General features: G+C 69.4%; 14 protein-coding genes. 5 read left to right on the top strand and 9 right to left on the bottom strand.

Going from position 1 to position 13,809, the window contains the following annotated elements; all coding sequences use genetic code 11:
* Positions 1–363: 363 nt before the first annotated feature.
* On the bottom strand, positions 364–1,005 hold the full coding sequence (locus tag ACZ607_RS05075) for a DNA-3-methyladenine glycosylase (RefSeq protein WP_469731797.1): 642 nt from the start codon (positions 1,003–1,005) through the stop codon (positions 364–366).
* An 88-nt stretch (positions 1,006–1,093) separates the two neighbouring features.
* Here ACZ607_RS05075 and ACZ607_RS05070 point away from each other — a divergent pair, with 88 nt between their 5' ends.
* The 3 genes from ACZ607_RS05070 (at position 1,094) to ACZ607_RS05060 (ending at position 3,111) form a co-directional block, all read left to right on the top strand.
* Positions 1,094–1,876 (top strand): sporulation protein, encoded by a 783-nt coding sequence (locus ACZ607_RS05070; RefSeq protein ID WP_469731795.1) that lies wholly within the window; start codon positions 1,094–1,096, stop codon positions 1,874–1,876.
* Between the two features lie 53 nt (positions 1,877–1,929).
* Positions 1,930–2,463, top strand: a complete 534-nt coding sequence (locus ACZ607_RS05065; RefSeq protein WP_469731793.1) for a YbhB/YbcL family Raf kinase inhibitor-like protein — start codon at positions 1,930–1,932, stop codon at positions 2,461–2,463.
* Between the two features lie 141 nt (positions 2,464–2,604).
* Positions 2,605–3,111: an HNH endonuclease gene (locus ACZ607_RS05060; RefSeq protein ID WP_469731791.1), complete on the top strand. Its 507-nt coding sequence runs from the start codon at positions 2,605–2,607 to the stop codon at positions 3,109–3,111.
* 71 nt (positions 3,112–3,182) lie between these two features.
* Here ACZ607_RS05060 and ACZ607_RS05055 read toward each other — a convergent pair whose 3' ends face one another.
* The 4 genes from ACZ607_RS05055 to ACZ607_RS05040 all read right to left on the bottom strand — a co-directional run bounded on the left by ACZ607_RS05055 (position 3,183) and on the right by ACZ607_RS05040 (position 6,395).
* Positions 3,183–3,950 carry a sulfite exporter TauE/SafE family protein gene (locus ACZ607_RS05055; protein WP_469731789.1) on the bottom strand — a complete coding sequence of 256 codons (768 nt, stop codon included), beginning with the start codon at positions 3,948–3,950 and terminating at the stop codon, positions 3,183–3,185.
* Positions 3,951–4,034: 84 nt separating this feature from the next.
* The gene (locus ACZ607_RS05050; RefSeq protein WP_099175978.1) at positions 4,035–4,964 is read right to left on the bottom strand and encodes an SPFH domain-containing protein; all 930 of its coding nucleotides are present in this window, start codon (positions 4,962–4,964) and stop codon (positions 4,035–4,037) included.
* A 136-nt stretch (positions 4,965–5,100) separates the two neighbouring features.
* Positions 5,101–5,529, bottom strand: a complete 429-nt coding sequence (locus ACZ607_RS05045) for an NfeD family protein (RefSeq protein ID WP_469731787.1) — start codon at positions 5,527–5,529, stop codon at positions 5,101–5,103.
* Positions 5,530–5,594: 65 nt separating this feature from the next.
* Entirely contained in the window at positions 5,595–6,395 is an 801-nt protein-coding gene (locus ACZ607_RS05040; protein WP_099175980.1) for an ABC transporter ATP-binding protein, read from the bottom strand.
* Between the two features lie 120 nt (positions 6,396–6,515).
* Between ACZ607_RS05040 and ACZ607_RS05035 the strand changes: the two genes are divergently transcribed.
* Complete coding sequence (locus tag ACZ607_RS05035) at positions 6,516–7,295, top strand: hypothetical protein (protein WP_469731784.1); 780 nt, start codon at positions 6,516–6,518, stop codon at positions 7,293–7,295.
* A gap of 120 nt (positions 7,296–7,415) precedes the next feature.
* On the opposite strand, the gene ACZ607_RS05030 is transcribed toward ACZ607_RS05035, so the two are convergent.
* The 3 genes from ACZ607_RS05030 to ACZ607_RS05020 form a co-directional block, all read right to left on the bottom strand.
* Entirely contained in the window at positions 7,416–7,667 is a 252-nt protein-coding gene (locus ACZ607_RS05030) for a chaplin family protein (RefSeq protein ID WP_469731782.1), read from the bottom strand.
* Between the two features lie 161 nt (positions 7,668–7,828).
* On the bottom strand, positions 7,829–8,473 hold the full coding sequence (locus tag ACZ607_RS05025; protein ID WP_099175983.1) for a response regulator: 645 nt from the start codon (positions 8,471–8,473) through the stop codon (positions 7,829–7,831).
* Positions 8,466–9,611, bottom strand: coding sequence for a GAF domain-containing sensor histidine kinase (locus ACZ607_RS05020; protein ID WP_469731780.1), 1,146 nt, complete (start codon positions 9,609–9,611; stop codon positions 8,466–8,468). Before ACZ607_RS05020 ends, ACZ607_RS05025 begins: the two co-directional genes overlap by 8 nt.
* 468 nt (positions 9,612–10,079) lie before the next feature.
* Between ACZ607_RS05020 and ACZ607_RS05015 the strand changes: the two genes are divergently transcribed.
* On the top strand, positions 10,080–10,805 hold the full coding sequence (locus ACZ607_RS05015; protein WP_469731778.1) for a transglycosylase SLT domain-containing protein: 726 nt from the start codon (positions 10,080–10,082) through the stop codon (positions 10,803–10,805).
* Positions 10,806–10,944: 139 nt separating this feature from the next.
* Here the strand turns inward: ACZ607_RS05015 and ACZ607_RS05010 are convergent, their stop codons facing one another.
* Positions 10,945–13,551, bottom strand: coding sequence for an ABC transporter ATP-binding protein/permease (locus ACZ607_RS05010; RefSeq protein ID WP_469731776.1), 2,607 nt, complete (start codon positions 13,549–13,551; stop codon positions 10,945–10,947).
* Positions 13,552–13,809: the final 258 nt, after the last annotated feature.

Raw genomic sequence — 13,809 nt, 5'->3', positions numbered from 1 at the left:
TTCACCGGGGCCCTCCGGGCGCTTCCCTTCGTTCTTGCGTTTCCGACTCTATCAGACTCTTTCGTGTCCGATTCCCGGCCGAAGCGGGTTCCTGCCAAGCGGTTGAATTACCGCCCCGCTTTCCAGTTCTTCGCTTTCGCGTTTCCCTTTCGGCGTGGTCACTACATTAGCCGATTTCCTCGGTGACTCATAATCGAGTCTGTCGGGGTAATTTCGGCATGCCGAAATTGCACCCGCCGGGGGTGAATCGTAGGTAGTGGTTGGCCCTCTCACGATGCTTCGACCCGGTCCGATGGACCGTGCCAAGAACAACTGCATCCGTTCAAGCGGCTCGGACTACATTAGGGAAACGGCAGGGGTGAGTCAAGTTGCCCGGCGGCGTGGCACATGGGCCCTGTACGGGCTCACCGTGGGGTCGCCGTCGATCCAGAAGCGCCACGGCTGGTGGGAGCCGTCCCCTCCCACTCCCGTCCGCGGTCCGCTCCGCACCAGGTCGGGCGCCGGAGGCTCACCGTGCAGCACGGACAGCGGCCGCTCCGGGCCCGACACCACGTCGGCCCCGTTCAACGCGCGGTCGACGTCGAGAGCGGTGGCCAGACGGGCCGGGCCTTTGGCCAGTTCCCTGTCATGCCGGGCCGAGAATCGACGTTTGCGGGCCATCTCCGCCCCCACGGCGATCTCCCCCGCGCGGAGCAGGACACCACTCGCCATGCCCTCGGGACCGCACACCAGGTTGAGGCAGTGCCACATGCCGTACGTGAAGTAGACGTACGAGTGGCCCGGCGGCCCGAACATCACGCTGTTGCGGGCCGTCCGGCCGCGGAAGGCGTGGGAGCCCGGATCGACGTCGCCCGCGTACGCCTCCACCTCGGTCAGGCGCAGCTCGATGGGACCGTCCTCGGAGCTCCGGACGAGGATGCGGCCCAGGAGGTCGGGGGCCACCTCCAGGACCGGCCTGTCGAAGAAGTCCCGCGTGAGCGGCGTGCGGTCCTTGCCCTTGTTCATGGCGTCCCAGGGTACTGGGGTCGGCGTACCGGGAACCGGCTACCGTCGTGGCGCGTATGTAGGGGTGTCAGGACCAAGGAGGAAGAACATGGGCTTCAAGCGGCTGCTCGCGAGCATGGGTGCCGGCGGTGCTTCGGTCGAGACCGAACTGACCGAACTCAATGTCGTCCCTGGTGGGGTGGTCCAGGGCGAGGTGCGGATCCAGGGTGGGTCCGTGGACCAGCAGATCGAGGGCCTCTCGGTCGGTCTTCAGGCGCGGGTCGAGGTCGAGGGCGGGGACCAGGAGACCAAGCAGGACATCGAGTTCACCAAGCTGCGCCTGGGTGGTGCCTTCGCGGTGCAGGCGGGCGCGGTGCACGTCGTGCCGTTCGGGCTGGAGATCCCCTGGGAGACGCCCATCACCATGTTCGCCGGGCAGCACCTGCGCGGCATGAACATCGGGGTGACCACGGAGCTGGAGATCGCCCGCGCCCTGGACTCCGGTGATCTGGACCCGATCAACGTGCACCCGCTGCCGGCGCAGCAGGCCATCCTGGACGCCTTCGGGCAGCTGGGCTTCGGTTTCCGCAGTGCCGACATGGAGCGCGGCCACATCCGCGGTACGCGCCAGCGGCTGCCGTTCTACCAGGAGATCGAGTTCTTCCCGCCGTCGCAGTACCGGGGGCTGAACCAGGTGGAGCTGACATTCGTCGCGGATGACCGCGAGATGGACGTCGTCCTGGAGATGGACAAGAAGCCGGGGCTCTTCAGCGAGGGCAGCGACTCCTACCGTGCCTTCAAGGTGGGGCTCAACGACTTCCAGAACACGGACTGGGCCGCGTACCTGAATCAGTGGCTCGCCCAGGTCGGCGGCCAGCGCAACTGGCTCTGACACCCCCTAGGGTCGGTGGGAAGAACGCACAGCCGACCAGGAGAGGTGCTGACGTGACCGAGCCGAAGAGGGCGCCGCTGCCGCACGACTTCCATCCCGAGGTCCCCTCGTTCACCGTGGTGAGCGAGGACCTCGCGCCGGGAGCCGTACTCGCGGACGCCCAGGTGTTCGCGGCGGGGAACACCTCGCCGCAGCTGCGGTGGGAGGGTTTCCCCGCCGGGACGAAGAGCTTCGCCGTGACGTGCTTCGACCCGGACGCCCCGACGGGCAGCGGGTTCTGGCACTGGGTGGTGTTCGACATCCCCGCCTCGGTGACCGAGCTCCCGGCCGGCGCCGGGAGCGGGGCGTTCGAGGGGCTGCCCGAGGGTGCCGTCCAGGTCCGCAACGACTACGGGTCGAAGGAGTTCGGCGGTGCCGCGCCGCCCGCCGGTGAGAACCACCGCTACGTCTTCACCGTGTACGCGGTGGACACCGGGAAGCTCGGCCCGGACAGCGACGCCTCGCCCGCCGTGGTCGGTTTCAACCTGCGGTTCCACACCCTGGGCCGCGCCCAGCTGATCGGGGAGTACACCGCCCCCGAAAGCTGAGCGTTCGCCTGCTGTTTGCCCTGCCCTGGTCTTGGAGAGATCAGGGCAGGGCACTTTTTATTGCGTTGTCCATCACGGCTCACCCGGACAGAGTTGATCCGGGCCCGCCGGCAGACGGGCGGCACACGGGAGGTGGGCAGGATGCGGGACACACTGGTACTCAACGCGAGCTTCGAGCCACTGTCGACGGTGACGCTCAACCGTGCGGTGGTTCTGATCCTGCAGGACAAGGCCGTCGTCGAGCAGTCGCATCCCGGGCTCCGTATGCGGGGTGCCGCCGTGGACCTTCCGGTGCCCCAGGTGATCAGGCTCTGCCGGTACGTACGGGTGCCGTTCCGAAGACACGCTCCGTGGTCCAGAAGGGGCGTCCTCATACGGGACCAGCACCGGTGCGCGTACTGCGGGAGACGGGCGAGCACGGTGGACCACGTCGTGCCCCGTGCTCAGGGCGGTCAGGACACCTGGCTGAACACCGTGGCCTCGTGCGCGGAGGACAACCACCGCAAGGCGGCCCGGACGCCGGAGCAGGCGGGCATGCCACTGCTGCGTCAGCCGTTCGTGCCGTCCCCGGCGGACGCGATGCTGCTCGCGCTGGGTGCCGGTGACCGGTCGGCGTTGCCGGAGTGGCTGGCCCGTTCCGCCGCGTGAGAGATCCGGCCCGACCCGGATGAACCACTGCGGAGCCCGCCCCCTCGTACGGAGGGGGCGGGCTCCGTCCGTCAGCGCAGCAGCAGTTGGACGATGGCCGCGGTGCCGACGACGACGATCAGGGCGCGCAGGAGGCCCGGGCTGAGCCGGCGGCCGACCTTGGCGCCTATCTGGCCGCCTATCGCCGAGCCGACCGCGATGAGGACGACGGCCGTCCAGTCGAAGTGCGCGACGAAGAGGAAGAAGAGCGCGGCGACGCTGTTGACGACGGCGGCGAGGACGTTCTTGACGGCGTTGAGGCGCTGCATGGTGTCGTCGAGCAGCATGCCCATCAGGGACAGGTAGATGATGCCCTGGGCGGCCGTGAAGTAGCCGCCGTAGACGCTGGCGAGCATGATCCCGGTGAACAGGAGGGGTCCGCCGTCGAGCCGGGCGGGGGTGCCCGTGCGGTCGCGGCGGCGCTGTACCGCTCTGCTGATCCGGGGTTGCAGGATGACCAGTACCAGCGCGAGGGTCACCAGGACGGGGACGATCGTCTCGAACGCCGTGGAGGGCAGGGCGAGCAGGAGGGTCGCCCCGGTGAGGCCGCCGATCAGGGCGCCGGCGCTCAGTTTCAGTATGCGGCGGCGCTGTCCGGTGAGTTCCTCGCGGTAGCCGATGGCTCCGCTGATGGATCCGGGGATCAGGCCGAGCGCGTTGGACACGGTCGCGGTGACCGGGGGCAGCCCGGTGGCGAGCAGGACCGGGAACGTGATCAGCGTTCCCGATCCGACGATCGTGTTGATCGTGCCGGCGCCGACGCCGGCCGCGAAGACCGCGAGAATTTCCCAGATGGACAAGGCCATCTCCTTCGATGGTCAGTGACGCCTCCCCGCCGTGAAGGTCGAGGGGCCTCACCGATCATGCACGAAGGTGTTCCCGGGTCAGTCGACCGGGGGCTGTTCCCGCCGCTCCGTACCGGTGTTGAAGCCGGGGGCGCCGCTGCCGAGGTTGCCGAACGCTCCGCTGAGGCCCTTCAGGGCGTCGCCGATCTCGCTGGGCACGATCCAGAGCTTGTTGGCGTCGCCCTCGGCGATCTTGGGGAGCATCTGGAGGTACTGGTACGAGAGGAGCTTCTGGTCCGGGTCCCCGGCGTGGATGGACTCGAAGACCGTACGGATGGCCTGGGCCTCGCCCTCGGCGCGGAGTGCGGACGCCTTGGCCTCACCTTCGGCGCGGAGGATCGCGGACTGCTTCTCACCCTCGGCGGTGAGGATCTGGGACTGCCTGATGCCTTCGGCGGTGAGGATGGCGGCGCGCTTGTCACGGTCGGCGCGCATCTGCTTCTCCATCGAGTCCTGGATGGAGGTGGGCGGTTCGATGGCCTTGAGCTCGACGCGGTTGACGCGGATGCCCCACTTGCCGGTGGCCTCGTCGAGGACGCCGCGGAGTGCCGCGTTGATCTCCTCGCGGGAGGTCAGGGTCCGCTCCAGGTCCATGCCGCCGATGATGTTCCGCAGGGTGGTGACGGTCAGCTGCTCGATCGCCTGGATGTAGCTGGCGACTTCGTACGTCGCGGCGCGGGCGTCGGTCACCTGGTAGTAGATGACGGTGTCGATGTTGACGACGAGGTTGTCCTGCGTGATCACCGGCTGCGGCGGGAAGGGGACGACCTGTTCACGGAGGTCGATCCGGTTGCGGATCGAGTCGATGAACGGGACGACGATGTTCAGCCCGGCGTTGAGCGTGCGGGTGTAGCGGCCGAAGCGCTCGACGATGGCGGCACTGGCCTGCGGGATGACCTGGATCGTCTTGATCAGGGCGATGAAGACGAGCACCACCAGAATGATCAGGACGATGATGATCGGTTGCATCGTGTGCCTCGTGCCCTTCGGTTGCCGACGGATCGCGGTGATCGAGGTCGAACGGTGTGACGGTCATGACGGTCGCATTGTCATGATGATCGACTTCGAGTTTGGCAGACTGCGGCCTGCCGTGTGACCGGTTCGCTCACATGACGACGGCTGTTGCGCCGTCGATGTCCACGACGTCCACCTGGCGGCCCGGTTCGAAGGTCTGGTCGCCGTCGAGTGAGCGTGCGGACCAGATCTCGCCGGCGAGCTTGATGCGGCCGCTGCTGCCGTCCACCCGTTCCAGGACGACGGCTTGACGGCCTTTCAGCGCGTCGATGCCGGTGGCGTGCGTGGACTGACTCGCGCGGTGTCTGGCCGCGATCGGGCGGACCACGGCGATCAGCGCCACCGAGACCACGACGAACACCAGGACCTGGGCGACGACTCCGCCGCCGAGCGCCGCCACGACGGCCGCGGCCACCGCTCCGACGGCGAACATCCCGAATTCGGGCATCGCGGTCAGGACGAGGGGAATGCCCAGTCCCACCGCGCCGATCAGCCACCACACCCACGCGTCGATGTCCACATGGTCATCGTAGGACCGCGAGTGCCTTCCCCGACAGGGCGCAGAGGAGGTTGGCTGTGGTGCGACTACTGGCCGAGGGGCAGACCGTGAGCGGTGTAGCGGTCGCCGCGGTGCTCGACGACGAGCGGCAGGCCGAAGCAGAGGGAGAGGTTCCGGGAGCTGAGCTCGGTCTCCATGGGACCGGCGGCGAGCACCTTGCCCTGACGGATCATCAGGACGTGGGTGAAGCCGGGCGCGATCTCCTCGACGTGGTGGGTGACCATGACCATGGACGGGGCGTACGGGTCACGGGCCAGCCTGCCGAGCCTGCGGACCAGGTCCTCGCGTCCGCCGAGGTCGAGCCCGGCGGCGGGCTCGTCGAGGAGGAGCAGCTCGGGGTCGGTCATCATGGCGCGGGCGATGAGGGTGCGCTTGCGCTCGCCCTCGGAGAGCGTGCCGAACTTGCGGTCGAGGAACTCGGTCATGCCGAGGCGGTCGAGGAAGGCGCGGGCGCGCTCCTCGTCGACGGCTTCGTAGTCCTCGTGCCAGGTGGCGGTCATGCCGTACGCGGCGGTGAGCACCGTCTGCAGCACGGTCTGTCGCTTGGGGAGCTTTTCGGCCATGGCCACACCGGCAATGCCGATGCGGGGGCGGAGCTCGAAGACGTCGGTGCCGACGCCGCCCAGCCGCTCACCGAGGATCTTGGCCGTGCCGGTGCTGGGGAAGAGGTAGCTGGAGGCGATGTTGAGGAGGGTGGTCTTGCCGGCGCCGTTCGGACCGAGGATGACCCAGCGCTCCCCCTCCTTGACCGACCAGGAGACGTCGTCCACCAGAGCGCGTCCGTCGCGGACCACGGATACGTCCACCAGCTCCAGTACATCGCTCATGGCGCGTTGTCTCCCCATACAGTGTCGAGATCGTCGCGTGCCTGTGGGCACAGCTCCCAGGGAAAACCTACGCCACCCGAAGAGTGCTCAGCCCCTGGGGCCGTTCCCTAGGCTGTCCCCATGCTTTCGGAACCACGCTCAGGGCGGCTTGCCGCATGGGGAAACGCGCTTTTGGCCGGACTTGTGTCACCGGACGACGCGGCGCTCGCGATCGTCGGCGAGGACGCGGTGCACCGGGTCGAGGGGCTGCCGGGTGAGGCGGGGCCCGTCGGGCTGACGCTGGCGCTCGGCCGGCTGAGGGGGCTCGGTGCGACCGGTTTCCGGGTCGCGCTGCCGGTGCCCGGACATCCGCTGGGGCTCAGCGGGCCGCCGGACTTCAACGCCCGTGCGCTGGAGGCGGAGGAGGCGGTGGTCACATCCGGGGCGCCGTACGGGCTCGTGCCGGAGGTGAGCGAGGCGGGGCCGGCCGGGGATCTGCACGTCGAGGTGGTGTGGCGCTGTCTGGCGGTACGGGAGGCGCCGCCCGCCGACGTGCCGTCGCTGGGCGAGGCGGAGCGTGAGCTCGCCGAGGCGCTGCGGGACGCGACGGCGGTGCTGTCGCGGCTGGACGTCGCCGGGTCGGGTCCGGTCGCGGAGGCCGCGGTGGACGCCTACCGGGCGCGGGCGGAGCGGGGGCGTGAGGTGCTGGCTCCGGGCTATCCGCCGAGGGCGGTACGGGTGCTGGAGCTGGCCCAGCGGGTGGGGCTGCTGGTGGCGGTCGCCCATGAGAACGGGCACGGCGGAGCGGTGAGCGCTTCCGAGATCGCGGCCCGGGGCGAGGCGCTGCGGCCGGTGGAGCGGGTGGCCCGGCGGGCGCAGGTCGCGGCGTACAACGCGTACGTCGAGGAGCGGGGGCGGTAGGGAGCGGTAGGAGCGGACCGGTCGGTCACGTCCCCCGGCCGCCGGCAGTGCTCGGTGGGCTCCCCCGGCCGCCGGAAGTGCTCGGGTGAGCTCTCCCGGCGGCGGGGTGCGAGGCGTCGGTCAGCCGTTCAGGCCGAAGTTGCCGAAGGCCGGGTTCAGCAGGCCCACCACGTTGACCGTGTTGCCGACCACGTTGACCGGGACGTTCACCGGGACCTGGACGAGGTTGCCCGAGATGACGCCCGGGGAGCCGACGGCGGTGCCGTGGGCACCGGCGCCGCCGTGGCCCGTGGCGGAGGCGGCTCCGGCACCGGCGGCGATGATTCCGCCCGCGATCATGGTGACGGCTGCGGCCTTCTTCAGGTTCTTCACTTCAGGATCCTCCTCGCGTCGCCGCGGCCGATCGCCGCAGCACGCATGGAGAACGCCCGTCACCGCGTGGAGGATGCGCCGTCCGGGTGACATACACCCGACAGTATGAATCTCGGACCGGAGTGGAACCGTCCACTTGTACGGGTGGACAGGCGCCCCCCTCAGCCCGCGGCCCCGTGCCTGACCGCCCACAGCGCGGCCTGGGTCCTGTCCGACAGATCGAGCTTCATCAGGATGTTCGAGACGTGGGTCTTCACGGTCTTCTCGGACAGGACCAGCGCCCGGGCGATCTCCCGGTTGGAGCGGCCGTCGGCGATCAGCCCGAGCACCTCCCGCTCCCGCTCGGTCAGGGTGCTCCCCCGCCCCGTGCCGTTGCCCGTGTCGTCCTGGGCCAGCAGCGCGCCGGCGACCTCGGGCTGGAGCAGGACATGGCCCGCGTGGACGGAGCGGATGGCGCCGGCCAGGGCGTCCGGGTCGACGTCCTTGTACACGTAACCCGAGGCCCCGGCCCGCAGGGCGGGCACGACCGTGCGCTGCTCGGTGAAGCTGGTGACGATCAGCACCTTGGCCGGGTTCTCCAGCTCCCTGAGCCTGCGGAGTGCCTCTATACCGTCGGTGCCCGGCATCTTGATGTCCATCAGGACCACGTCGGGCCGCAGCTCCTCGGTCCTGGCGACGCCCTCGGCCCCGTCCGACGCCTCCCCGACGACCTCTATGTCGTCCTGGATCTCCAGGAACGTGCGCAGTCCCCGGCGGACCACCTGGTGGTCGTCGACCAGCAGCACCTTGATGATCTTGTCAGCCACAGGGGACCTCCATCTGGATCGTGGTGCCCTTGCCGGGCTCCGATTCGACGGTGAGCCGGCCTCCGACGCCGCCGGCCCGGTGCCGCATCGAGACGAGGCCCAGATGCCGTCCGGCGCGCCGGACGGTGTGGGTGTCGAAGCCGCGGCCGTCGTCGGTGATGCGCAGCACGGTGTCCGATGCGGCGCGGAAGAGGGTGACGGAGACCTGCCCGGCGCCCGAGTGGCGCAGGGCGTTGTGCAGCGCTTCCTGGGCGACCCGGAGCATCGCCTCCTCCTGGCCGGAGGGCAGGGCGCGCACCCCGGCGCTCTCGAAGGTGACCCGGGCGGTGTGGGCACGGTCCAGGACCTGGATCTGGGTGCGGAGCGTGGCGACCAGGCCGTCCTCGTCCAGGGCGGCGGGGCGCAGCTCGACGACGGCCGCGCGCAGCTCGTCCACGGCTTCCCCGGCCAGGGTGGCGACCTGCTGGAGCTCGCCCTTGGCGCGCGCCGGGTCGCGGTCGACGAGGGCGGCGGCGGCCTGGGCGGTGAGGCGGAGCGAGAAGAGCTTCTGGCTGACGGCGTCGTGCAGCTCGTGGGCGAGCCGTGAGCGCTCCTCGGCGATCGTGAGCTCACGGCTGCGTTCGTAGAGCCGGGCGTTGGTGAGGGCGATCGCCGCGTGCTGGGCGAGGATCCCGAGGAGTTCCTCGTCCTCCTCGGTGAAGTTGCAGCCGCCCGACGGCCGGGGGCAGCGCTTGTTGGCGAGGAAGAGCGCGCCGATGGTCTCGTCGCCGTCCTGGATGGGCAGGCCGAGGAAGTCGGACATGTCGGGGTGGGCGTCGGGCCACCCCTCGAAGCGGGGGTCCTGGCGGACGTCGGCGAGCCGCTGGGGCTTCGCCTCCTGGAGCATCGCCGCGAGGATGCCGTGCTGGCGGGGCAGCGGGCCGATGGCCTTCCACTGTTCGTCGCTGACCCCGTCGACGACGAACTGGGCGAAGCCGCCGTGGTCGTCGGGCACACCGAGGGCGGCGTACTCGGCGTCCAGCAGTTCGCGGGCGGAGGCGACGATCGTCTTGAGGACGTCGCGCATCTCCAGGTGCCTGCTCATGGCGAGCAGCGCGGCGCTGACCGCGGCGAGGCCCGACGGGGGGCGATGGCTCATGTGCTCACCGTACCGGCGGGGGTACGGCCGCCGTATCGGGCTGTGGACCTCCGTCGTACGGGGCCGCAGACCTAGGCCCAGGAGCCGCCGGGCCCGGACCGGAGGGCATCCGACGGTGAGTTCGGGGATGCCCGCCTCCTCCTGCCCGCTGCCCGAAAAGTCGCTTACGCTCCGCGTTACGGCAGCAACTATTCGTGAGTGTGAAGGGGGCTCCATGTGAGCCCAGGCATAGGGCGCACGTCACTTACGAAGAAGGATAGTTAGCGTAAAACGGGCAAGTTGCCAGGGTTCAAACCGGACAAGGAGGTATGAACAAGACCCCCGTCCACTACCCGGCTTCGTACGTCACACCTTTGCCACGCCATTTTGCTGGCGCTAAGAATTGCATCTGTCCCCGACGGAGATGCTCCGGCTCTTCCGTCCGCGTCCTCGCCGAGGACCCCCTGCAATTCGAAGAGGTACGACTGTATGTCCGTGTCCCGCATCTCCAGCCGTAGCCGTCGTCTGAACAAGGCGCAGAAGCTCTCCGTCGCGGGGGTCTCGACCCTGGCCGCCGCCGCTGTCGCCTTCTCGCTCGTCCCCGACGACGCTTCGGCCACGACCGAGCCGCAGGCCGCCGCGGCCGCCGCTCCGGTCGCCTACACCGGCAAGCAGACCGCCAACAACATCCAGGCCGGTGCCATAGAGAAGAACTCGACGGCCGAGCAGCTCGTGAAGGCCGCCGACGAGGCCAAGGCCAAGGAAGCCGCCGCGAAGAAGAAGGCCGCCGCCAAGGCGGAGGCGAAGGCCAAGGCCCTCGCCAAGGCCAAGGCCGACGCGAAGAAGCGTTCCGCCAAGAAGGCCAGCCGTGCCGCCGACCGCAAGCCGGTCTACGCCAACAACCTGGACGGCTGGATCCGCGAGGCCCTGTCGATCATGCACGACAAGAAGATCCCCGGTACGTACGAGGGCCTGCACCGCAACATCATCCGTGAGTCCAGCGGTAACCCGCGTGCCATCAACAACTGGGACATCAACGCGATCAACGGCGTCCCCTCGAAGGGTCTGCTGCAGGTCATCAAGCCGACCTTCGACTTCTACCACGTCAAGGGCACCAAGCACGACCAGTACGACCCGGTCGCCAACATCACCGCGGCCGCCAACTACGCCGCGGACAAGTACGGCTCGATCGACAACGTCGACAGCGCGTACTGAGCCACGCACCGAGCAAGGCCTGGCATAGCAGACCTGCCGGTCCGCAGCGTCGCGTGACCGGCCGGCACATGCCGAAGGGCGGCACCCCACGGGGTTGCCGCCCTCGGGCGTTTCCGGGTCCGGTGCGGACCCGTCGGCGTTACTTGCGCATCACCTCGGGCTCGTGGCGCCGCAGCATCCGCGAGACCGCGACGAAGAGCACCGCGCTCATGACCAGCATGACCGTGATGTTGACGCCCCACTGACCGGCCGAGTGCTCCCAGAGCGGGTCCAGGTCGGTCGGGTTCTTCGGGTCCCACGGCGGCATCAGGTGGGCGAGGTCGAGCGTCGTACCGGCCGCGGCCACCGCCCAGCGCGACGGCATCAGCCAGGCGAACTGCTCCAGGCCCGGCGATCCGTAGACCTGGAAGAGCACACCGGTGAAGACGACCTGGACGATGGCGAACATGACCAGCAGCGGCATCGTCTTCTCGGCGGTCTTCACCAGCGCCGAGATCATCAGGCCGAACATCATCGAGACGAAGCCCAGCACGATGATCGAGACGCAGATCTCGGCGGCCGGGGACATGAACAGCCCCTCCTCCGGAAGATCACGGGTGGAGAAGCCGATCCCGCAGATGATCACGCCCTGGAGGGCCGTGATCACACCGAGGACGATCACCTTGGACAGCAGGTACGCGGACCGGGAGAGACCGGTGGCCCGTTCCCGCTCGTAGATCACCCGCTCCTTGATCAGTTCTCGCACGGAGTTGGCCGCGGCCGCGAAGCACATGCCGACCGCGAGGATCAGCATGATGGTCCCGGCCTTGCCGTTGAAGCGGGACGGCGGATCGGGCTCCGCCAGGCCGAACTCGGCGGGGATGACCACGCTGACCACACCGAGCACGGCGGGCAGCAGCACCATGAGGAGCAGGAAGCCCTTGTCGGACGCGATCACCGAGATGTAGCGGCGCATCAGCGTCCACAGCTGGGCCGCCCAGCCCGAAGGCTTCGGCGGGCGGATCTGCTGCGGCGGCGGCATGTGGACGGGCTGTACGGCGACGGCGTCGATGTCCGCGGCGTACATCTGGTAGTGCTGCGAGCCGCGCCAGCGCCCCGCCCAGTCGTAGTCGCGGTAGTTCTCGAACGCGGAGAAGACGTCGGCCCAGCTGGTGTAGCCGAAGAAGTTCAGCGCCTCCTCAGGAGGGCCGAAGTAGGCGACGGAGCCGCCGGGCGCCATCACCAGGAGCTTGTCGCAGATGGCCAGCTCGGCCACGGAGTGCGTGACCACGAGCACCGTACGGCCGTCGTCGGCCAGGCCGCGCAGCAGCTGCATGACGTCGCGGTCCATGCCGGGGTCGAGGCCGGAGGTCGGCTCGTCCAGGAAGATCAGCGACGGCTTGGTCAGCAGCTCCAGGGCGACCGATACACGCTTGCGCTGGCCCCCGGAGAGCGAGGTGATCTTCTTGTCCTTGTGGATGTCGAGCTTGAGCTCGGCGAGGACCTCGTGGATCCGGGCGGTGCGCTCCGCCTCGGTGGTGTCCGCGGGGAAGCGGAGCTTGGCGGCGTAACGCAGCGCCCTGGTGACCGTGAGTTCCTTGTGCAGGATGTCGTCCTGCGGGACCAGGCCGATGCGCTGCCTCAGCTCGGCGAACTGCTTGTACAGGTTCCGGTTGTCGTAGAGGACGTCGCCCTGGTTGGCGGGCCGGTAGCCGGTGAGCGCCTTGAGCAGGGTGGACTTGCCGGAGCCCGACGGGCCGATGACGGCGATGAGGGACTTCTCGGGGACGCCGAACGAGACGTCCTTGAGGATGTCCTTGCCGCCGTCGACCGTGACCGTGAGGTGGCGGGCCGAGAAGGAGACCTCACCGGTGTCGACGAACTCTTCCAGCCGGTCCCCGACCAGCCGGAAGGTCGAGTGGCCGACGCCGACGATGTCGTTCGGGCCGATGAGCGCGGAGCCGGACTTGCTGAGCGGCTGGCCGTTGACGTAGGTGCCGTTGTGGGAACCGAGGTCACGGATCTCGAAGCGGCCGTCGGGCGTCGCCCGGAATTCGGCGTGCAGACGCGAGACCTGGAGGTCGGAGACGACCAGCTCGTTCTCCAGCGCGCGACCGATGCGCATGACCCGGCCGAGGTCCAGCTGGTGGAACGTGGTCGGGCTGCGGTCGCCGTAGACCGGGGGTGCCCCGGCGGCGCCACCGTGCGCGCCCGCTCCGGGCGGGCCGGCGTGGCCCTGCTGGTGCGGGACCGGAGGGTTCTGCTGCATCTGCGGCGCCTGCTGCTGCCAGGCCTGCTGCGGTTGCGCCGGGCCGCCGGCCCAGCCGCCGGCGCCCTGCTGCGGCTGCTGCGCCGGGGCGTGCTGCGGCTGGGGCTGCGCCGGGGCGTGCTGCGCCTGCGCGGGAGGCACGGGCGCCTGCTGCTGGGCCCCCGCCGCCGGTCCGCCGTGGACTCCGGCGCCCGCGGCGGCGGTGAGGTCCAGGCGCGGGCCGTCGGTGGCGTTGCCCAGATGGACCGAGGTCCCCGGGGCGATCTCCATCTGCTGGATACGACGGCCCTGCACATAGGTGCCGTTCGTGCTGCCGTGGTCCTCGATGGACCAGCCGCGGCCGTTCCAGCTGATCGTGGCATGCCGCCACGACACTCTGGCGTCGTCGATCATCAGGTCGCCCTGCGGATCACGTCCGAGGGTGTACGACCTGGACGGATCGAGCGCCCAGGTCCTGCCATTCAATTCCAGTACGAGTTCCGGCACTCCGCGCCCCACTAGTTGTCCCCCGTGTCGCCCCCGTCGCAGGGAGCCTAGGGATGCTGAACATCGTGGCGAACTATTCCAGGAGCGGTCCCGTAACGGAAAGCCGGGCGGCGTGAAGACGGCGCGGAGACCCGGCATCCCCTCCCGCGACTCGGGAGAAATGGGTCCGGAGCATCCCATCCGAGGCGCGTGTTCGTACGGCCGGCGGCCGCTTCGGGGCGCGGCCGGCGGCTGTCCGCCACTCGGGACGGCTTCGGTGCTCACCCCGGG

The sequence above is a fragment of the Streptomyces sp. NPDC104381 genome (assembly GCF_055583745.1).
This window is presented reverse-complemented; position numbering and strand designations above follow the sequence as displayed.